22 protein-coding genes are annotated in these 20,197 nt (G+C 66.3%); 5 read left to right on the top strand and 17 right to left on the bottom strand.

Annotation, left to right across the window (positions count from 1 at the left end):
- Position 1 precedes the first annotated feature (1 nt).
- On the top strand, positions 2–337 hold the full coding sequence (locus tag ABIA45_RS13075) for a hydroxyisourate hydrolase (protein WP_271540991.1): 336 nt from the start codon (positions 2–4) through the stop codon (positions 335–337).
- Here the strand turns inward: ABIA45_RS13075 and ABIA45_RS13070 are convergent, their stop codons facing one another.
- The 4 genes from ABIA45_RS13070 to ABIA45_RS13055 are packed head-to-tail and all read right to left on the bottom strand — an operon-like array spanning position 338 to position 4,206.
- Positions 338–1,153: an ABC transporter permease gene (locus ABIA45_RS13070; RefSeq protein WP_271540989.1), complete on the bottom strand. Its 816-nt coding sequence runs from the start codon at positions 1,151–1,153 to the stop codon at positions 338–340.
- On the bottom strand, positions 1,153–2,016 hold the full coding sequence (locus ABIA45_RS13065; RefSeq protein WP_271540987.1) for an ABC transporter permease: 864 nt from the start codon (positions 2,014–2,016) through the stop codon (positions 1,153–1,155). Before ABIA45_RS13065 ends, ABIA45_RS13070 begins: the two co-directional genes overlap by 1 nt.
- Positions 2,017–2,034: 18 nt before the next feature.
- Complete coding sequence (locus ABIA45_RS13060) at positions 2,035–3,081, bottom strand: ABC transporter substrate-binding protein (protein WP_271540985.1); 1,047 nt, start codon at positions 3,079–3,081, stop codon at positions 2,035–2,037.
- Positions 3,082–3,111: 30 nt separating this feature from the next.
- On the bottom strand, positions 3,112–4,206 hold the full coding sequence (locus ABIA45_RS13055; RefSeq protein WP_271511739.1) for an ABC transporter ATP-binding protein: 1,095 nt from the start codon (positions 4,204–4,206) through the stop codon (positions 3,112–3,114).
- 89 nt (positions 4,207–4,295) lie between these two features.
- Here ABIA45_RS13055 and ABIA45_RS13050 point away from each other — a divergent pair, with 89 nt between their 5' ends.
- Positions 4,296–5,444: an amidase gene (locus ABIA45_RS13050; protein ID WP_404652298.1), complete on the top strand. Its 1,149-nt coding sequence runs from the start codon at positions 4,296–4,298 to the stop codon at positions 5,442–5,444.
- A complete protein-coding gene (locus tag ABIA45_RS13045) occupies positions 5,329–5,688 on the top strand; it encodes an amidase family protein (RefSeq protein WP_404655665.1) in 360 nt (119 codons plus the stop codon). The genes ABIA45_RS13050 and ABIA45_RS13045 overlap by 116 nt, the downstream gene beginning before the upstream one ends.
- Here ABIA45_RS13045 and ABIA45_RS13040 read toward each other — a convergent pair whose 3' ends face one another.
- Both ABIA45_RS13040 and ABIA45_RS13035 read right to left on the bottom strand, forming a co-directional pair.
- Positions 5,689–6,438: an aspartate/glutamate racemase family protein gene (locus tag ABIA45_RS13040; RefSeq protein WP_271540981.1), complete on the bottom strand. Its 750-nt coding sequence runs from the start codon at positions 6,436–6,438 to the stop codon at positions 5,689–5,691. It lies immediately after the preceding gene.
- Positions 6,439–6,440: 2 nt separating this feature from the next.
- Positions 6,441–7,151 carry a GntR family transcriptional regulator gene (locus ABIA45_RS13035; protein ID WP_271540979.1) on the bottom strand — a complete coding sequence of 237 codons (711 nt, stop codon included), beginning with the start codon at positions 7,149–7,151 and terminating at the stop codon, positions 6,441–6,443.
- A 205-nt stretch (positions 7,152–7,356) separates the two neighbouring features.
- Here ABIA45_RS13035 and ABIA45_RS13030 point away from each other — a divergent pair, with 205 nt between their 5' ends.
- Positions 7,357–8,097, top strand: coding sequence for an aspartate/glutamate racemase family protein (locus tag ABIA45_RS13030; protein ID WP_404652296.1), 741 nt, complete (start codon positions 7,357–7,359; stop codon positions 8,095–8,097).
- Positions 8,058–9,518 (top strand): dihydropyrimidinase, encoded by a 1,461-nt coding sequence (hydA, locus tag ABIA45_RS13025; protein WP_404652294.1) that lies wholly within the window; start codon positions 8,058–8,060, stop codon positions 9,516–9,518. Before ABIA45_RS13030 ends, hydA begins: the two co-directional genes overlap by 40 nt.
- A gap of 237 nt (positions 9,519–9,755) precedes the next feature.
- Here hydA and ABIA45_RS13020 read toward each other — a convergent pair whose 3' ends face one another.
- Genes ABIA45_RS13020 through ABIA45_RS12970 form a run of 11 tightly spaced genes read right to left on the bottom strand, consistent with a single transcriptional unit; the run spans position 9,756 to position 20,117 of the window.
- Entirely contained in the window at positions 9,756–10,382 is a 627-nt protein-coding gene (locus ABIA45_RS13020) for an FMN-dependent NADH-azoreductase (protein ID WP_271540972.1), read from the bottom strand.
- 3 nt (positions 10,383–10,385) lie between these two features.
- Positions 10,386–11,960 (bottom strand): isochorismatase family protein, encoded by a 1,575-nt coding sequence (locus ABIA45_RS13015; protein ID WP_404652292.1) that lies wholly within the window; start codon positions 11,958–11,960, stop codon positions 10,386–10,388.
- Positions 11,961–11,976: 16 nt separating this feature from the next.
- Positions 11,977–12,825: an MBL fold metallo-hydrolase gene (locus ABIA45_RS13010; protein ID WP_157282405.1), complete on the bottom strand. Its 849-nt coding sequence runs from the start codon at positions 12,823–12,825 to the stop codon at positions 11,977–11,979.
- A 30-nt stretch (positions 12,826–12,855) separates the two neighbouring features.
- Positions 12,856–13,740, bottom strand: coding sequence for an amidohydrolase family protein (locus ABIA45_RS13005; protein ID WP_404652290.1), 885 nt, complete (start codon positions 13,738–13,740; stop codon positions 12,856–12,858).
- Positions 13,737–14,855 carry a VWA domain-containing protein gene (locus ABIA45_RS13000; protein ID WP_404541932.1) on the bottom strand — a complete coding sequence of 373 codons (1,119 nt, stop codon included), beginning with the start codon at positions 14,853–14,855 and terminating at the stop codon, positions 13,737–13,739. Before ABIA45_RS13000 ends, ABIA45_RS13005 begins: the two co-directional genes overlap by 4 nt.
- Entirely contained in the window at positions 14,852–15,733 is an 882-nt protein-coding gene (locus tag ABIA45_RS12995; RefSeq protein WP_128262372.1) for a MoxR family ATPase, read from the bottom strand. The genes ABIA45_RS13000 and ABIA45_RS12995 overlap by 4 nt, the downstream gene beginning before the upstream one ends.
- 10 nt (positions 15,734–15,743) lie before the next feature.
- Positions 15,744–16,766 carry a xanthine dehydrogenase family protein molybdopterin-binding subunit gene (locus tag ABIA45_RS12990; protein ID WP_036013333.1) on the bottom strand — a complete coding sequence of 341 codons (1,023 nt, stop codon included), beginning with the start codon at positions 16,764–16,766 and terminating at the stop codon, positions 15,744–15,746.
- Positions 16,767–18,359: a xanthine dehydrogenase family protein molybdopterin-binding subunit gene (locus tag ABIA45_RS12985; RefSeq protein WP_404652288.1), complete on the bottom strand. Its 1,593-nt coding sequence runs from the start codon at positions 18,357–18,359 to the stop codon at positions 16,767–16,769.
- A 9-nt stretch (positions 18,360–18,368) separates the two neighbouring features.
- Positions 18,369–18,845, bottom strand: a complete 477-nt coding sequence (locus tag ABIA45_RS12980; protein ID WP_225155774.1) for a (2Fe-2S)-binding protein — start codon at positions 18,843–18,845, stop codon at positions 18,369–18,371.
- Positions 18,846–18,851: 6 nt separating this feature from the next.
- Positions 18,852–19,670: an FAD binding domain-containing protein gene (locus ABIA45_RS12975; protein WP_404652286.1), complete on the bottom strand. Its 819-nt coding sequence runs from the start codon at positions 19,668–19,670 to the stop codon at positions 18,852–18,854.
- Between the two features lie 3 nt (positions 19,671–19,673).
- A complete protein-coding gene (locus ABIA45_RS12970) occupies positions 19,674–20,117 on the bottom strand; it encodes an SRPBCC family protein (protein WP_275509376.1) in 444 nt (147 codons plus the stop codon).
- Positions 20,118–20,197 lie beyond the last annotated feature (80 nt).

Here is a 20,197-nt window from a genome sequence, read left to right as displayed (position 1 = left end):
TGTGGCAGGCGGTATTTCCATTCACGCGGTCGATGTAGCGAGCGGGCGCCCGGCGCAGGGGCTGCGCGTCGAGATCTGGCGGATCGATCCGGATTCGCAGTGCATCGCCGACGGGCGGCTCGGCGCCAACGGCGTGCTCGATCATGCCGTCGCGCAAGGTGCCGGTGTGACGGAGGGCGCGTACGAGGTGCTGTTTCATCTCGGCGAATTCTTTGGCGAGCGCGACGGCTTCCTCACCGTGACGCCGTTCCGCTTTCGCATCAAGAACGTTGACGAGCATTTTCATTTGCCGCTGAAATTTACGCGCTGGGGCTATTCGTTGTTCCGCGGCGCCTGATCAGTTGGTCAGCCGCCGCGACAGGCCGGTGACGCGCTCCATGACCGCGACCAGCGCGACGGTGGCGATGATCAGCACGCCCGACAACGCGGCGATGGTGACATCCAGCTTGCCTTCGAGATCCTGCCACATCCGGATCGGCAGCATATCGGTGGCGGCATCGCGCAGGAACAGCGAGACCGGCACGTTGTCGAAGGAGGACATGAAGGCAATGAAGGCGCCCGCGATGATGCCCGGCCGGATCAGCGGCAGCACGATGCGGCGAAAGGTGTAAAGCCGGCTCGCGCCGAGCACGGCCGAGCTTTCGAGCAGGGTCGGCTCGAGCTGGGCCAGGGCTGCGATTGTATTGCGCACGACATAGGGCACGCAGACCACGGTGTGGCCGATCACCAGCGTCAGCGGCGACACCGGCAGGCCCACCAGCGAGAACAGCATCAGGGCGGCGAGGCCGAAGGCGAGCGCCGGCAGCACCAGCGGCGACATGAACAGCGAATCGAGCAGCCGCGCCGACAGCGTCCGTGACCGCGAGATCGCAAGCGCCGCGGCGACGCCGAGCACGACGGACAGGCCGGTCGCCCACATCGCCACGATCAGGCTGTTCTTGGCGGCGAAGTGCAACTGCCAGGCATTCCACAGCTCGACGTACCAGCGCAGCGAATAACCCGGCGGCGGGAATCGCAGCGAGAAGCCGCTGGTGAAGGAGACGATCAGCACCACGAGCGAGGGGGCAATGATGATGAGAAGCGCGATCACCGCGATCACGCCCATGACGAGCTCGAAGCTGATCGCCTCGAGCGTGCGCTTGCGGCCGCTCATCATGCGCCTCCATAGCCGCGCGACATGCGGCCGAGCGTGGTGAAGACCGAGACGACCGCGAGCACGGCGAGCAGGAAGATGATCGAGATCGCGGCCGCAAACGGCCAGTTCTGCAGCGTCGAAGCCTGCTGGTAGAGATACATCGGCATGAACAGCATCTGCCCGCCGCCGATCAGCGACTGGGTGATGAAGGCGGTGATCGCGGCGGCATAGGTCAGCGTGCAGCCGGCGATGACGCCCGGCAGCGAGAGCGGCAGCACGATCCGGAAGAAGGTGCGCCAGCTGCCGGCGCCGAGCGAGCAGGAGGCATCGTCGAGATTGGGATCGATGCGGCTGAGCGCGGTGATCAGCGGCAGCGTCATCAAGGGCATCTGCACCTGTGCCAGCGCGATCACCACGCCGAACTGGGTGTAGAGCAGCTTGAGCGGGGTGTCGATCAGGCCGAGCGATTGCAGCGTCGCGTTGATGATGCCCTGGCGCCCCAGGATGACGATCCAGGCGAAGGTGCGGACCACGACGCTGGTCAGAAGCGGCAGCAGCACGATCAGGATGATGACGGTCTGAAGCTTTGGCCCGACCCGCTGATACAGCCAGGCGATGGGAAAGCCGAGCACGAGGCAGACGGCGGTCACCTCGGCCCCCAGCAGCAGCGTCGAGCCGAGCACGCCGAGGCTGAAGGGATCGGTGAGGAAGTGCAGGTACTGGCCGAGCCCCCAATGGAGCCCGGCCGTGTCGTTGTGCAGCGAGAGCCAGAGCAATTGCAGCAGCGGCGCGACGAAGAAGGCCAGGAAGAACAGCGCCAGCGGCGCTGCCAATCCCATTCCGTAGGACGTCACGTCCCGTGCTGCCGGCGCTGCGCCCATGGCTTGAACCTCGAGGTTTTAGATCTTGATCTCGCGGTTGAAGCGTTCGATCCAGGCCGAGCGCTGCTCGTTGATCTTCTTCCAGTCCTGGAACACGAACTTCTTCTTCAGCTCGGCGGTGTCCTTGGCGAGCACACGTGCGATCTCGCCGCCCATCGTCACCTTGGAGTTGGTCGGCACAATCAGGTAGGGCGGATTCATCAGCGTGGTCTGCACCTCCGGCATCAAGGCCGCCTCGATCAGCTTGAAGGCGAGCTCGCGGTTCGGCGAGTTCTTGACGATGTGGATCGTGGTCTTGAAGGCGATGGCGCCTTCCTTCGGTGCCACGAACTCGACTGGCACGCCACGCGCTTTGAGGATCTGGATGGCGTTGAAATTGCCGGGCGAGATGTCGATCTGGCCCTGCTGGAACAGGGTCGCGAGCGCGCCGGGATTGGCGGCGACCGCGGCGAGGTTCGGCTTGAGCTCCTCCAGCGCCTTGAAGCCCGGATCGACGTTGGCCTCCGAGCCGCCGCGCATCTTGGCGATCTCGACCAGCCAGCCGGTGCCGAGCGTCGAGTTGAGGTTGGTGATGCCGACGCGGCCCTTGAACTCCGGCTTCCAGAGATCGGTCCACGATGTCGGCGGCGTCTTGACCGCTTCCGGATTGTAGGTGAGGCCGACGACCTGGAAGAACGGGGCGGGACCCGTCGGCTCCTGCGCCTCGGCAATCAGGTCCTTGTAATAGGCGCTCTTCTCGACCGGATAGGGCTCGACCAGATCCTGGCCGACGGCGACGAGGGCAGGACCCGGATCGTGCAGCATGACGTCGATCGGCGGATTTGCTTTCGCTGCGTTGACCTTGGCGATCTGGTCGACAGAGAGCATGGGATCGAGCACCATCGCGGCGTCCGCATTGGCTTTGCGGAACGCCGGCACCAGCACGGCCTTGTGCGCTTCCTCCCAGCTGCCGGTAAAGGTCGCAAACACCAGCGGACGCGCCTGGGCGTAGCTCAGGCCTGGAAACGCCTTCGTGGCCCCGAGCGTGAGCGCCGTGGTCAGCAGGCTTCTGCGGTTCATGATCATAACAAACTCCCCTCTGGACAAAGGCTGGATCTAAAGTGTTGCGGGAAAGGCGTTGGCGAGCGATGGGGCGAGCGGCGCGAGGCGCACCGCAGCTCCGTTCTCCAGGGCGCGCGTCTCGCCGATGCGCGCCTGAGAAACTTTGACGCCGGAGCCGTCGGCGGTGGTGACCTCGTGCACGACGGTGGCGCCCAGCGGCAGCGACATGCCGACGACGCCGGCAAAGCCGGTCTCGTCGCCGACGAATTGCAGGTGCTCGGGGCGGATGCAGACGGTGACGCGGCCGCCCTCGCTGAGCGCACCGCCTGCGGGACGCGCGATGATCTCCGCGCCGGCATCGAGGCGCACCTTCGCTGCCGTGCGGTCCGCCGAGACCACGACACCGGGCATGCGATTAGTGGAGCCGACGAAGGTGTTGACGAACAGCGTCTGGGGGCGGTCGTAAACGTCCGACGGCGAGCCGAACTGCTCGAGCTTGCCATGGCTCAGCACCGCGACACGATCGGCCATCGACAGCGCTTCTTCCTGGTCGTGCGTCACGATCAGCGTGGTGATGCCGGAGACGCGCTGCAGCCGCTTGACCTCGATCTGCATGTCCAGCCGCAGATTCTTGTCGAGCGCAGCGAAGGGCTCGTCGAGCAGCAGGATCGACGGCTTGATCGCGAGCGCGCGGGCAAGCGCAACGCGTTGCTGCTGGCCGCCAGAGAGCTGCCGCGGCAGCCGCTCGGCCATGGCAGGCAGCTGCACCAGCTCCAGCAGGCGCTGCGCTTCGCGCTGGCGCGTCGCCTTGTCGATGCCGCGGGCGGCGAGGCCGTAGGCGACGTTCTCGCTGATCGACAGGTGCGGGAACAGCGCGTAGTTCTGGAATACGATGCCGACGGCGCGCTTGTTCGGCGGCAGCGCATCGACGATGTCGTCGCCGATGATGATCCTCCCTTGCGTCTGCGCGATGAAGCCGGCGATGATGCGCAGCAGCGTTGTCTTGCCGCAGCCGGACGGGCCGAGCAGGGCGATGATCTCGCCGCCCTTGATGTCGAGATTGATGTTCTCGACCGCAAGCGCGCCACTCGGATACCGGTGGGTGACCGCGTCGACGACGAGCGATCGGCCGCTTGGCGCATCAACCATGGTGTTGCCTCCCGTTGCCCCAGAGGAGAAAGCAAGTCTTGTGCCCCGCACCTGTCGCTTTTCGGCGAGCGTTTTGGCATGGTGGTCCGATGACATCGGACCGATCGATATGCGAGTTCACCGCGACAGAGCTCGCGCGCGCCATTGCGAGGGGCGAAGTGTCCTCCCGCGAGGCCGTCGAAGCGCATCTTGCGCGGATTGCGAGCCTCGACAGCCAATTGGCGGCATTCGTGACTGTGGATACGGACGGCGCCCGCCGCGCCGCGCAGGTGTGCGATGCCGCCGCTGCGCCGATCGGCCCGCTGCACGGCGTGCCGATCGCGATCAAGGACCTCACCGACACTGCGGGACTGGCGACGACTTACGGATCGGTGCTGTTCCGCGATCACGTGCCGGCCGAGGATGATCTCGTCGTGGCGCGGCTGCGGCGCACCGGCGCGATCATTCTGGGCAAAACCAACACGCCGGAGTTCGGCTTCGGCGCGGTCTGCATCAACAGATTGCGCGGGCCGACACGCAATCCGTTCGATCCGGCGCTGACCTCCGGCGGATCGTCCGGCGGCTCTGCTGTCGCGGTCGCATCCGGCATGGTGCCGCTGGCGCAGGGCACCGATTTCGGTGGCTCGGTGCGCACGCCCGCCAGCTTCTGTGACGTCGCTTCGATCCGGCCGACACCCGGCCGCATCCCGTCGCCGCGCCGGCCGCTCGGCTGGGACATGCTGGCGACCCACGGCTTCCTCGCCCGCAATGTCGATGATCTCGAACTCGCGTTGTCGGTCTGCGCCGGAAGCGATGCGAATGATCCGCTCTCGCTCGGTAATGCCGATGATGACCGCCTCATCGCCGGCCATCCTCGGATTGCCGTCACGCCCGATTTCGGTGTGGCGCCCGTTGCGCGCGAGGCTCGTGCGCGTTTCGCTGCGGCGTGCGAGGCGTTCGCGCCTGTTGCCGATGTCGTGCCGTCCTCGCCCGACTGCGGCGGGGCGATCGAAGCCTTCCGCACGCTCCGTGCCGCGCACATCGCCAACGCTTACGGCGTGTTGCTGAGGACGCGGCGTGCGGAGCTGACGCCGACGGTGATCTGGAATATCGAAGCCGGCGCAAACCTGTCCGCGCAGGACTATCTCGACGCCGAGCGGCGCCGCACCGCACGCGATCTACCGCAGCTTTCGCGAGCTGTTTACCGCTGCCGATTTCCTGGTCGCGCCGGCCGCGTCCGTCTTGCCCTGGCCGAATGAAATCGCCGACTTCACGGCCATCGACGGGGCCGCGCTGGAGACGCCGATCGACTATCTCGCCGTGACCTTTATTGTGTCGCTCGTCGGCTTCCCGGTGCTGACTCTGCCGGTGCCGCGCGGGGAGAATGAGCTGCCCTTCGGCATCCAGATCATTGCGCCGCCCGGACGCGAATCCCGCTTGTTTGCCTTCGGCCGCGTGCTCGAGAACGAACTGGGTTTTTCGCATCGCCGGCCGCCTCTCTGATCAGCTGTCGCGATGCTCGAGCCGGGCGGCGAGCGCATCGGCAAGGCCGGTGGTCGGTTTAGCGGCGGGGCGGCGGAAGGTGCCCGCAATGGCCTTGCGCAAATGCAGCGCATGCAGCGCCTCGGCTTGCTTCACTGACGCTATGACCTGATCGACCACAGGGACGGGGATCCGGTCGGCAACGCGCTCGGCAAGGCCCGAGAGCGGGGCGCCGGCAAAGATCAGCACATCGGCCTCGTCCTCGACGATGGCGCGCCGGGCGAGCTCGACCAGCAGGTCTTCCTTCTCGGTGCCGACCTCGGAGATCGCCTGAAACGGCGTATCCAGCATGCGGATGCCGGCGCAGCGCTCCCACAGCCCGTGGGCGCGGACGCATTCCTCGTACCAGGGCCCCAGCGCTTGCGCGAAGGTGACGATGGCAAAGCGGCGTCCGGCCATGCACGCGGTCAGCATCGCGGCTTCCGCCATGCCGACCACGGGAATGTCGAAGGTCTCGCGCGCGGCGAACAGGCCGGGATCGCCGAAGGCCGCGATGATCGCGGCGTCGACGTGTGTGTGCTGCTCCGCAAGCATCTCCAGCGCGATGGCGCCGCCGATCTGCGCCTCGGTGCGCGTGGCGATATAGGGCACGCCGCGGGTCGCGGTGCAGGGGATCAGCTCGGTGCCTTCTGAGGCGGCGCGCCGCCCGACGCCCAGCATCAGCTGCGTGACCTCGGTGCTGGTGTTTGGGTTGAGCAGGAGCAGCTTCATGATCACGCCGCCGGCCGCTTGGCCTGAGAGGCGGCGAGGACTTCCAGCAGCGCCGTACCGGTGCGGGCGACGTGCGCCCTGAGCAGGCGTCCGGCCGCCTCGCCGTCGCGCGCTTCGAGCGCGGCCAGGATGTCGGCGTGCTCGTCGACCGAATTGCTCCAGCGCCTGTCGGCGCCGAGCGCGAGATAGCGCGCGCGCTCGGCGCGGAAGATCAGCGTCTCGTGCGCCTCGCGGAGCGGCGTGTTGCGGGCCATGCGGACGATGGCGTTGTGGATTTCGCCGTTGATCGCGAAATAATCGTCGAGCTTGCCACTGCGGTGATGACCCTCCATCCGGGTCTGCAGCGTGCGCAGGCGGACGAGATCGCGCTCGGTGGCGCGTTCCGCGGCGAGCTCGGCGGCGAGCCGCTCGATTCCGGCGAGCGCCTCGAACAATTCCGAGATGCCGTCGACCGCGATATCGGCAATGCGCGGGCTGCGGTTGGGACGGAGCTCGATCAACCCTTCCGCCGCGAGCACCTTCATCGCCTCGCGCAAGGGGGTGCGCGACACGCCGAGCTCCTTCGACAGCCTGGTCTCCTGAGTCTGCGAGCCCGGCGGCAGCTCGCCGCGAATGATCATCGTCCGCATCCGCGCGGCGGCGCGCTCATGCAGGCCCATCCGCTTGAGCTTGGACGACTTTCGCGCCGGGTTCGTTTCGGATTTTTGCTGCACGCGAGGCTTCCTGCTTGCAACTCATCCTAGCCACACCGAGCCGAACGCGATGCTCAAATAGGCGACGTATGTGGCGTAAAACAAATGCATATCGAACAAATTGTATGCAGTATGCAAAATGCGGGTTGCGCACGGCGCCGGGGATGCCGATGATCGTTTCGAGGGAGCGTTGATGCTCCCTGCGGCAACGGAGCGACTGTGATCGATGTCAGCCATGCGCAAGCGCCTCGGCATGATCACGCCGTCCTCCAACTCGGTGCTCGAGCCCGTCACCAGCGCCATGCTGGCGGGCACCCCCGGCGTCACCGCGCATTTCTCTCGCTTCCGCGTCACCCAGATCGCGCTCGATGCCGCCGCGCTGAGCCAGTTCGATGCCTCGGTGATGCTACCGGCGGCCGATCTGCTGGCCGATGCCAAGGTCGACGCGATCGCCTGGAATGGCACGTCCGCGAGCTGGCTCGGCATCGGCCGCGACCGCAGCCTGTGCGAGGCGATCGCGGCCCGCACGAATGGGCCGGCGACGACATCGACCCTGGCCTGCATCGATGCCGCCCGTGCGCTCGGCGCGAGGCGCATCGGCCTGGTCTCACCCTATACCGACGACGTGCAGCGGCGCATTGCCGACGTCTGGGCCGAGGAGGGGATCGCCCCGCATGCCGAGCGGCATCTCGGCTTGCGCGACAACTTTTCCTTCGGCAAGGTCGCGCCGGCGACGATCGCTGATATGATCCGCGCCGTAGCGGCGGAGGGTGCCGACGCGATCGTCATTCTCTGCACCAATCTCGATGGCGCAGCGGTTGCGGCCACGCTGGAGCGGGAGCTGGACATCGCCGTGCTTGATTCTGTCGCGGTCACATTGTGGCGGACCCTCGGCCTCGCCGGCGGCGATGTGACGGCCCTTGCCCGATGGGGGCGGATCTTCGAGACAATGCCAGAGATCAAGTGACGGAGACATCAGTGACGCAGCTCGACCTCGCCATCCGCGGCGGCACCATCGTGACGGCCAGCGACGAGTTTCGCGCCGATATCGGCATTCGCGACGGCCGCATCGTCAGCATCGCCGATAGCATCGCGGGCGCAGCGCGCGAGATCGATGCGACGGGCCTATTGGCGCTGCCGGGCGGCATCGACAGCCACGTCCACATCTCGCAGCCCTCGGGCCCCGACGTGGTGATGGCCGACGATTTTGCCTCGGCGACGCGCGCAGCCGCGGCCGGCGGCAACACCATGGTGCTGCCCTTCGCGCTGCAGGAGAAGGGCACCTCGCTGCGCAACTGTGTCGAGAACTATCGCAAGCTCGCCGAAGGTGAGTGCTACATCGACACCGCCTTCCATCTCATCATCTCCGATCCCACTGCCGTGGTGCTCGGGCAGGAGCTGCCGGCCCTGGTCAAGGACGGCTACACCTCGTTCAAGGTGTTCATGACCTATGACGACCTCGTGCTCAGCGACAAGCAGCTGCTCGAAGTGTTCGAGGTTGCGCGCCGCGAGGAGGCGCTGGTCATGGTCCATTGCGAGGGCTACGACGCCATCCGCTTTCTCACCAGCAAGTTGGAGCGCGAAGGTCATATCGCGCCGTATTATCACGGCACCTCACGGCCGCAGGCGGTCGAGCGCGAGGCGACGCACCGGGCCATCAGCCATGCCGAGGTGATCGGCGTTCCCATCATGATCGTGCACGTCTCCGGACGCGAGGCGATGGAGCAGGTACGCTGGGCCCAGCAGCGCGGTCTGCCCGTTCATGCCGAGACCTGCCCGCAATACATCACGCTGACGGCCGACGACATGAAGGGCCTCAACATGGACATCACCGGTGCGAAATACGTCTGCTCGCCGCCGCCACGCGATGTCGAGAGCCAGGAGGCGATCTGGGAAGGCATCACGTCGGGTGTGTTCCAGACCTTCTCGTCCGATCATTGCCCGTTCCGCTACGACGATCCCAAGGGCAAGCTGACGCCGAACGCCCGCACCTCGTTCCGCTGGGTGCCGAACGGCATCCCCGGCGTCGAAACGCGGCTGCCGATTCTGTTCTCCGAAGGCGTCTCGAAGGGCCGCATCACGTTGCAAAAATTCGTCGAGCTGACCGCGACCAATCACGCCCGCATCTACGGCCTCTACCCCCGCAAGGGCTCGATCGGTGTCGGCTTCGATGCCGATATCGTCCTCTGGGATCCCAAGTTGAAGAAGCCGATCCGGCAGGCCGATCTGCATCACGGCGCGGATTACACGCCCTGGGAAGGTTTCGAGGTCACGGGATGGCCGGTGACGACGATCGCCCGGGGACAGGTGGTCTGCAGCCAGGGCCGGATCGTCGGCGCCAAAGGCGCGGGCCAGGTGCTGAGCCGGGGCAAATCGAGCCTGATCTGATCCGGCTCGACACGCCGCCATCACGCTTCAAAGCGGAACGGCTTTGGTTGAATCGATGGAAGCGGCTCGTTCACCTCTCCCGCTTGCGGGAGAGGTCGCGCCGAAGGCGCGGGTGAGGGCTTTCTCCTCTTGGGGATTGTCCCATTGCGGAAGCACCCTCTCCCCAACCCTCTCCCGCAAGCGGGAGAGGGAGTGCACCTCCCTCGTTGCAGCGATCAAGACTAGTCTCATAGCGCTTCAGAAGGTCGCGGCCATTGCAGCGAGCCTTTGATGCGCCCGCTCGCGGGCGGCATCGATCGGCGCTTGCGGTCCCGTGGTTGGACCGATCAGCACGAAGCGGACATTGCTGATCCCGATGAAGCGCAGGATTTCCCGCAAGTAGGGCGTTGCCATATCGATGCGGCCGCGGTTCATGCCGGTGGCAAAATCGCTGCCGCTGGCGATGATGACCAGTGTCGGCCGATCCTGCAGCAGCGGGAGATATCCCTGCGATGGATCGAACCGAAAGGTGAGGCCGGGCTGGACGATGATGTCGAACCACTGCTTGAGCTTGTAGGGAAGGCCGAAGTTCCACATCGGGGTCGAGATCAGCACCCGGTCGGCGAGCGAGAAGCGCAGCGCCATTCGCTCGGCCTCGGCGAAGCTCTGACGTTGCGCCTCGGTGAAGGCTTGAGCCTTCATGCGCGCGTATTTAGCTTCGACGATGGGACCCGCAAACTCCGGCATCCGCTCGCGCCAGATGTCCACGACATCGACGTCCCAATCCGGCCGGGCGTGACGGAAGCCGTCGAGAAAGACCCGCGCGCCGGCCGTCGAGACGGACTCGGCGCGCGGCGAGCAGGACAGGTGCAGGAGCTTTGCCACAGCTCATCCCAGCGCTCTGATCACGGTATCGGCCCTGGTCACGACCGCGACGTTCTGCATCGCGAAGTTGATCGAGGCATTGTGCCAGTCGGCATTCATGGTCGAGCAGCAATCCTCGGGCACGATCATGAAATAACCCTTGTCGGCACCGGTCCGCGCCGTGTGCTCGATCGACATGTTGGTCCAGGCCCCCGTGTTGATGATCATGTCGCGGCCGGTCGCTTTCAGGATCGTCTCCAGCCGCGTGCCTTCCCAGGCGCTCATCCGCATCTTCTCGACGACGAAATCGCCGGGCCGGGGCTCGAGGCCTGAAACCGGGGCAGCGCCCCAGCTCCCGCGTACCATCGCCTTGCTGTCGACGAGACCTTCGAACAGCGGAGCGTTCAGCGTGACGCCAGGTGCGCCGGGCTCGACCACGAACCAGACATGGATGATGGTGACGCCGCGGGCGCGTGCGGTTTCCGCCAGGCGCCGCACATTCTCCACGACATGCTGTTGCTTGGCGTGACCGGGCGCGCCGGAATCGGCGAAGGCGCCGCCGTCCATGATGACGTCGTTCTGGAGATCCTGAATGATCATGGCGCAGCGTTGCGGATCGAGCCGCATCTCGCCCTCGGTCAGAATAGGCGCGGCTGGCGATGAGCTCGGGCTTGTTCCGCCGCCAGCGCGCCTGCCGCTCATATAGGGCTCATGCCGCGGGCCGACCTTGGTCGGGATCGCATACACCGAATGGGTCGAGGTGAGATAGAGCGTGCGGAAATCCGGCCCGCCCCAGGCGAGGTTGGCGACGAGCTCGGGCACGCGGACCTTGCCGAGCAGTTCGCCGCGCGGCGAATAGACCCAGACCCCGCCGGGGGCGGTGACCCAGACATTGCCGTGCTGATCGCACTTCATGCCGTCGGGCAGACCGGGTTCGAGCTCGGATTTGATGCCGCTCGCAAACACGCGCGCATTGGACAGCGAGCCGTCGTTGTTGACTTCGAATACACGGATCAGGGCTTGCACCGTGTCGTTGACATAAAGCAGCTTCTCGTCCGGCGAGAAGGACAGGCCGTTCGGCTGGTCGAACAAATTGCGCTCGGCCACGAGCTTCGGCTCGCCGCCCGGCACGACGCGGTAGACGCCCTGGAAGCCGAGCTGGCGCGGCCGCTCGACGCCGTAGACCGGCATGCGGCCGTACCAGGGATCGGAGAAATAGATCGCGCCGGATGAGTGCACGCAGACGTCGTTCGGGCTGTTGAGCTCCTGTCCGCCGAAATGCGAGGCCAGCACCTCGCGCCGTCCGTCCGGGCGTTCGCGGATCAGCGACGAGGTCGCGTGCTCGCAGACGATCAAATTGAGCTCGGCGTCATAGGTCATGCCGTTGCATTTGTTCGACGGGCGTTTGACCTCGACGACGCCGCGCCGCGCATCCCAGCGCCGCCGCACGTCGGCCGGCATGTCCGAGAACAGCAGATAATGGTCGACCGGATGCCAGATGGGCCCTTCCGTGAAGTCGAAGCCGGTGCCGATCTGTGCGACCGGCGCATAGGGGTCGATCAGGGTCTCGAACTCGCTTCGCAACGTCACATGCGTCATTGGACGATCCTCGACCTCAAGCCGGGAACCAGTTGCGCTGGGGGAGCGACTGCACGATCGGGCCCGGGACCTGATCATGCAGCCGCCCCACGACGTTGCCGCCTTCGATCTTGGCGGGCCGGTCGTGGACCGGGAGCAGGTAGCGCGAATTGCTGAGCAGCTTCTTGATCGCCGCCTTTTCTGCGCGCTTGGTGGTGCCATGGTTGCCGGTGGTGCGCGGCTCCCAATCGTGGATCTCATGGAAAGGCGTGACGATCTGGTCGTTGAAGTCGTAGATCACGTCGCCGCAGATGGTGGCGATGCCATCGGCGGTGTGGACGATGATGTTCATCGAGCCCTCGGTGTGCGCGTTGGCGGCATCGCAATAGACGCCGGGCATCAGCTCGATCGGCCCGGTGATCTCGAGGTCCAGGAAGCGCAGCGCGCTCTTGGTGTGCAGCCTGTCGATCAGGTGCTTGATGTCGGGGGCCGGATATTGCGGATGCATCAGGCCGGAGACGGAATATTCGAGTTCCTTGCGGTTGAGCACGACAGTCGTGTTCATCGGGAACAGATCGTCCTTGCCGGCATGGTCGATGTGCAAATGGGTGTGGCAGACGAAGCGGACGTCGCCCATGCGCACGCCGTGGCGCGCGAGCTGGTTCTCGATCATGTTCTCGTGGTACTGGAGCCCCCGCATGCCCAGCGTCTCCATGATCTGGTTGGAGCGATAGCCGGTGTCGACGACAACAGGATATTTGCCGCCGAGGATCAGGAAGCCGAGAGTGAGGACGCGGCGGGTGCGGCCGCAGTCGCGGCCGAGCACCAGGAAGCTCGATTCCAGCTCGATATCGCCGTAGTCCAGGATCTTGATCTCCAGCGCCATTCGTTTCCCTCCCGTCTCGTTTCTTGTCTGTCAAAGCCGATAGACGCGCGTCGCGGTCGTCCGGAAGATCGCATCCTGCTGCTCCGCACTGAACGGGGCGGCAGCCGCGCGAAAGGCTGCGACGAGCTCGCGATAACTGGTCCATAATTTCTCGATCGGAAAATTGGAGCCGAACAGGCAGCGCTCGGCGCCGAAGATCGCGACGGTATCAGTGAGCACGGCGGCGATATGCGCGGGATCGTTGCGATGGATGAAGGTGCCGAGCCCGGACAGTTTCGAGACGACGTTCGGACAACTCGCGAGCCGGGCCATCCCGGCGCGCCAGGCCGCCCGTCCAGCCGGCGAGAGATCCTCGAGCATGCCGGCATGCTGGAGGATGAAGGTCACGCCGGGACAGGATTCGGCCAGCTGCGCAGCATCCGGCATCTGCGGCGTGAACACCTGCAAATCGAAGCTCCAGCCGTAATCGGAAAGACGTGCGACGTTGCGACGGATCGTCGGGTCGGTGCAGAGATCCGGACGCGCTGCGAAGCGATAGAGCGGGTTCTCGTGCCAATGCAGCTGCATGCGCACCCCGCGCACCAGCGGATAGCGCTTGAGGCGGTCGAGCTGCGGGCGGACGTCGTCGGCCGCGAAATTGGCGTAGGCGACGATGGCGTGCGGCCAGCCGTGTTCGTCGGCCGTGCGCTGCACCCAGGCAGCCTCCTCCTCGAAATGCTCGGGCGCCCAATTGGTCTGCACATAGACGGAACGAATGACGCCGCTGTCCTTGAGATCGTCGAGATATTCCTGGATCGGATAATCGCGCCGGATTGGCTCGTACGGTCCGAAGATGCGGGACTGCATGGGGCCGGTCAGCCAGGGCAGGTCGGCCTGCCGCCAGATGTGATGATGGCCGTCGACAATATTGTTCACGCAGCTCTCCTTCCCAGTGCCAGGACGTGGGCGACGATCGATGCGCTCGACCCGCCGTCCACGAGATCGTCGACGAAGCGTTCGATCGCGACCAGCGCTTCTGTCTGCGGACGGAACGCGGGGCCTGTCGCGAGCGGCGTCAGCCAGCTCAGCCGCCACGCCCGCCGCGATAATTTCGCGACGGCGTCGCGAAGGGCGTCGGGCTCGCCGCGCTCGAGCCCGTCGGAGACGATGATCACAGCGGCGCCGCGGGCGTAGCCGCCGAACCTCGGGACCGCCAGAAACGCCTGCAGCGCGTCGCCGATCCGGGTGCCGCCGTCCCAGTCGCTGACCAGATGCGCCGCGGCGCTGAGCGCCTGCTCGCGCCGTTTCAGCCGCAGCGCGCGGGTGACACGGGTCAGCCGCGTGCCGAAGGTGAAGACCTCGACATTGGGCGCGGCCTGCACCAGCGCATGAGCAAGTTTCATATTCTCCTCGGTGCGGCTTTTCATCGAGCCGGAGACGTCGATCAGCAGCAGGACCTTCCGCGGGCGTCGCCGCCGCTTCATGTGACCGAGCCGCAGGATCTCGCCGTCGCTGCGGACAGAGTCGCGTAAAGTGCGGCGCAGGTCGGCGAAGGGGCCGCGGCGCGCCCGCATGCGGCGGTGGCCGCGCCGCCGCGGCAGGCGCCGCGGGGCCTCGCGTGCCAGCCGTCGGAGCGCATCGGTCGTGGAGAGCTGCGCGAAGCGGCGCTCGACCAGCGCCTCGGTGCGCGATGCAGTCAGGCCGGACTCGTTGGAATCGTCGGAGAGCAGGGGCTCCTCGTCGCCGCGACCTTCCTCCTGAAGGCGTACGGTCTCGTCGTCCTCGCCATTTTCGGCATGCTCGATCGCCTCGCTGCCGCGGAAATGCAAGTCGAACAGCCGATCGAAAGTGGCGCGACGTTCGGGCGGCGGGGCGAGGGTGGCGAGCGCAGATTGCCTGATGTCGTCGAGCTTGCGCGGTCCGAGCAGCGCGATCGCGGCGAGGAACGCAGTGGTCTGCTCCGGTGCAACGGCAAAGCCGTTGGCGCGCAGCAGCGCGACGAAGGAAACAAAGGTGCGGGCAGCGCGCGGGAGCTGTGGCTCGTTGCTCATGCGGTCGCCTCCGCGAGCATGGCGTCGAGCCGGGGCGCGATGAAGTGCAGGTCCTCTTCGTCCTTCAGCGCCACGCCGATCGAGCGCTTGAAGGCATCGGGCCAGCGTGCGCCGCCCTTGTTGAGGAGGGTCGCGGCCTCGGCCCAGTCGACGGCTTCGGCGATGCCGGGGGCCTTGCTCAGCGGTTCACGCCGCAATCTCTCGACGGCCGCGACGACGGCGCGGGCCGTGGTTTCGGCGACGATGGAGGCGCGCATCATGATGATGCGTGCCTCGCGCTCCGCCGTCGGATAATCGATCCAGTGATAGACGCAGCGGCGGCGCAAGGCCTCGTGCAGATCGCGGGTCCGGTTCGAGGTGAGCACGACGACCGGCCGCTCGGCCGCGCGGACCGTGCCACGCTCGGGAATCGAGATCTGGAAGTCGGAGAGGAATTCGAGCAGGAAGGCCTCGAACTCCTGGTCGGCGCGGTCGATTTCGTCGATCAGGAGCACGGTGGAATCAGGTGCGCGCAGCGCCGCCAGCATCGGCCGCTCGATCAGGAACGTCTCGCCATAGATGTCGATGCTCTCGTCGCCGGCCTGACGTATCGCCAGCATCTGACGCGGATAGTTCCACTCATAGAGCGCGGCAGAGGCGTCGATGCCCTCGTAGCATTGCAGGCGGATCAGGCGGCGGCCGAGCACCGCGGCGATAGCTTTGGCAGCCTCCGTCTTGCCGACGCCGGGTGCGCCTTCGAGCAGCAGTGGCTTACCGAGCGCGAGGCCGAGATAGGCGGCGGTCGCAAGGCCCTCGTCGGCGAGGTAATAGGCCGCGCGCAGCGCCTTCTCCAGCGCCTCCGGGCTGTCGATGCCGACGATGTTGCTGCGAACCGCCACGGCCGATCCTTTAGCGCCGCGCCTGCGGCCGCGCGCCGCCCTGCGCCTTGATCGCCCGCAGCACCTTTTCCGGCGTGATCGGCAGGTCGTCGATGCGAACGCCGACCGCGTTGAAGATCGCATTCGCCACTGCGGGCAGCACCGGGTTGGCGCACATTTCGCCAGGGCCTTTTCCCCCGAACGGACCGTCAGGGGCGGGACGCTCCAGCACGGCAATGTCGTGCGGGCAGATGTCGCCGGGACCGGGCATCAAATATTCGACGAAGTCGCGCGGCCCGTGGACGGGATCGGGATAGTATGGCTCAGGCGTCTCGTAGAGTGCATGGCTGACGCCCATCCAGGCGCCGCCGACCAGTTGCTGCTCGACCAGGCGCGGATTGAGCGCACGGCCGAGCTCGTAAGCCGAGTCCATCCGTACCATCGCGACCTCGCCGGTCTCGTCGTCCACCTCGACCTCGGCGACGAGGCAGGCATGGGCATAGCAGGTCGCGGGCGACATCTCGCCCGTTTCAGGGTCGACGTTGGAGAGCGGCACCAGGAAGATGCCGCGGCCCGAGATGGTCTTGCCCTGTTTGAACTGCGCGGCGATGGCGACGTCCTTGGTCGAGATCGAACGGTGCGGCGCGCCTTTGACGTGGATGTTGCCACGGCCGTCGGTCTCGAGATCGGCGGCGTTGACTTCGAGTTCCTCGGCCGCCGCCTCCATCATCACGCCGCGCGCCTCGCGGGCGGCGGCCATCACGGCGTTGCCGACGCGATGGGTGCCGCGCGAAGCGAACGAGCCCATGCAATGCGGGCCGGTGTCGGAGTCCGCCGTGTCGACATAGACGTCCTCGACGGGCACCCCCAGCGTCTCCGCGCAGATCTGCCGCGTCACCGACTTCATGCCCTGGCCGAGGTCGATCGACGACAGCGCCACGGTGAACTTGCCGCTCGGGTTGGAATGCACCAGCGCCTGGCTCGGATCGCCGCCGAGATTCATGCCGATGGGATAATTGATCGACGCCATGCCGCGTCCGCGATGCCGGGTCATCTAGCGCCTCCTGGTGCCGAAGACGGAGGAGAAACGGGTCGCGCCGTGCGAAGGTGCAGCCGGGCGGGGCGGGGGAGGAGGTGGCGCCGGCGGCGGTGGCTCGCGCGGCGGCTCCCGCGTCGCGGTCATCGGCGCGCGGTCATAACTCGTGCGCTGCTGCGCAGGCGCGGCCGGCCGCGCCCGGGAATCCGTCGGTGTTGGCGGGATCACGGCGCGGCTGCCGCCGCCGTCCTTGCGCGAGGAGGCTCGCCTGAACTCGTCGCGGATCGGCCATTTGGCCTTTTCCGCCGCAACCTGGACGCACTCGATCAGTGCCGTGTTCTTGGCCTCGCGCCGATGCGCCTTCATGTCGCCGTCGCGATAGGCGTTCAGAATCCGGAACTCCATCGGGTCCATGCCGACGAGGTTTGCGAGCTTGTCCATCTGGCATTCGATGGCGAAGTCCATCGCGGTGACGCCGAAGCCGCGCATCGCGGTCGCCGGCGTGCGGTTGGTGAAGACGCAATAGACATCGCCATAGACGTTCGGGATGGTGTAGGGGCCCGGCAGGTGCGCGGCGCATTTCACGGCGGCATAGCTCGACAGCCGCGTATAGGCGCCGCTGTCGAAATAGGCGCGGATCTTGCGCGCGACGATGCGGCCGTCGCGCATCACGCCGTCCTTGATGTAGATGCGTTCGGCGCCGCGCGGCGGGCCGTATTGCATCTCCTCCTCGCGGCCGAACACGTAGCGGACGGGGCGCCCTGTCAACATGGCGCCGAGGATCGCGAGCGGCTCGGTCAAGGTGTCGACCTTGCCGCCAAAGCCGCCGCCGACGGTGCCGCCGATGAAGTGGAAGGTGTTGGAGGGCACGTCGAGGATCTTGGCGCAGGTGTCGACCGAGAAGAACAGCGCCTGGGTCGAGGTGTAGACGACGTAGCGGCCGTTCGTGTCGGGCGCGGCGATGGCGCCGTTGGTTTCGGTCGGCGCGTGCTCGATCGGCGACATCTGGTAGCGCTGTTCGAGCACGTGGTCGGCGGTTGCGAGCGCGGCATCAGCGTCGCCGAAGCGCAGGCGCTGGTGGTCGTAGACGTCATGATAGATGAAGGCGTTCTTCGGATAGGTCTCGTTGACGACAGGCGCACCCGGCTTCAGCGCATCCTCGACGTCGAACACGGTCGGCAGCGGCTCGTAGTCGATCCTGACCTTTGCGATCGCCTCGAACGCCTCGCGCTCGCTGTCGGCGACGATAGCGAGGATCGGCTCGCCCTTGTAGCGGACCTTGTCAACCGCCAGCGACGGCTCGTCGTCCTTGCCGAAGTTGATCAGGCTGAGCAGCGTGCTGAGGTTGCGTGGCACGTCCGCGCCGCGGATGATCCGGCGCACGCCTGCCGAGCGCTCGGCCTCGGTGGTATCGATGCGGCGCAGCCTTGCATGGGCCTGGGTCGACCGAACGACCTTCAGGTGCAGCATGCCCTGCAGCTTGTGGTCGTTGAAATAGCTGGACGTGCCCGTGATGTGGCCGAGCATGTCCTGCCGCTGCGTGCCCTTGCCGATTTCCTTCAAATTATCATCACGCTCGTCGGCGAAGATGTCCTTGCGCAGTTCCAGCATGGTCTGACCTCAGGCGCTGGCCCGGCCGCCCGCGGCGGCGAGGATGGCATTGATGATGGGCTCGTAGCCGGTGCAGCGGCAGATGTTGCCGGAGATCGCCTCGATGACGTCGGCCCGGCTCGGGGTCGGATTGCGGTCGAGCAGCGCCTTTGCAGCCATCAGCATGCCCGGCGTGCAATAGCCGCACTGGGCGGCGAAATTGTCGGCAAAGGCGCGCTGCAGCGGATGCAGGTTCGGGCCTTGCTTCATGCCGTCGAGCGTCTCGACCGAGCGGCCCGCGACGGTCTCGGCGAGCGTCAGGCAGGAGAGGTGAAGCTCGCCATCGATCAGCACGCTGCATGTGCCGCAGCCACCCTGGCCGCAGCCGAATTTCGGCGTCATGTCGCCGATCAGCTCGCGCAGCGCGACGAGCAGATTGGTGCCGCCGTCGACGAAGATCGCGACGTCGCGGCCGTTGTGGCGAAACTGCAGGGGGATCTTTGTCATGGCGAGCTATTCCTGTCCCGACAGCAGGCGCCGCAAATGCACGCCGACGATCTCGCGGCGGTACCAGGCGCTGCCGAGCGCGTTGTCTGAGGGCGTTGTTCCTTCTGTAGCCGCCGAAGCAGCAGCTGCGATGGTCGCAGCATCCAACGAGCGGCCCTCCAGCGCGCGCTCGGCGGCGCGAGCGCGGATCTGGGTCGGCGCCATCGAGCCCAGCGCAATCCGCGCACCCGCGATCTGTCCGCCGCTGACCGGCAGATGCGCGGCAAGTGTAATCACCGAGCCGCCCTTCGGCTTGATGCGCGCGATCTTGCGATAACGAAACGCCTCGCTGCTTGCCGGCCGCGTGCAGGACACCGACAGCACCAAAGTTCCGGCCTGGCGCTCGCGCCCCTGCAGAAACTCCTCGATCGGAATATCGCGCGAGCCGAAGCCGCCTTGCACGGCGACAGTGGCATCCAGCGCCAGCAGCGCCACGGTGAAATCGCCGTAAGGGTTCGGCGCGAACAGATTGCCGCCAACCGTACCCATGTTGCGCACGGCGGGACCGCCGATCGAGCGGGCAGGGGCATGCAGGAAGGCGAGGTCGCGCTCGGCGAGCACGCGCGCGAAGGTGATTCCGGCGCCCAGCGTGATGCGTGGACCTGAGGCATCGATCCGGGTCAGCGCCTGGTCCTGCGCCCGGACGATCGTCGAGATCGAGACGTCGCCTTCGTTCAGCGCCCGCATCACCAGCGTGCCGCCGCCGAGATAGCGCGCGCTACGGTCCGACGACAGCGCGCCAGCCGCCTCGCTCGCATTCGTAAAGGTCTTTACCGTCACGGCCATGGCTTAGGCGGCCTCCTTCAGATGGCGGCGGATCGCTTCGAATCCGGCCTGATAGATGTCTTCGGCGACCATGTGGGTGATGCGGTCCTTGTCCTCCGGCTTCGTCGTGAACCGCGATTCCCAGTGCCAGAAGGTGCGGTCGCCGTCGGTGACCGGCAGCAAGCGGACATGGGCGACGTAATTGAACATCGGGACCGGCGTATCGAGCAGGCAATAGCTGAAGGTCTGCTCGAGGTCGGACAGCGCCAGCAATTGTTCTCGCAGCTCCGAGCCGTCCTTCAGCTTGAACCGCCTGACGCAGCCGATCTTGTCGGCGGATTGCGCGCGTTCGATCGCGGAGGTCGCAACCGCCGGATGCCAGCGGTCGTGCCCGTTGAAATCGCGCAGCACGTCCCACACCGCCTCGGTCGGTGCGTCCAGGATCGTGCTTTTGACGATATGCGGCACGGCTAGCCCTCTGTTGTTCTCTTCACCTCGCCCCGCTTGCGGGGAGAGGCATAGGCCGCCTGCGGCGGCCGTTTTGAAGG

It is taken from the genome of Bradyrhizobium sp. USDA 336, from assembly GCF_044908355.1.
Taxonomy (GTDB): Bacteria; Pseudomonadota; Alphaproteobacteria; order Rhizobiales; family Xanthobacteraceae; genus Bradyrhizobium; species Bradyrhizobium yuanmingense.
This window is presented reverse-complemented; position numbering and strand designations above follow the sequence as displayed.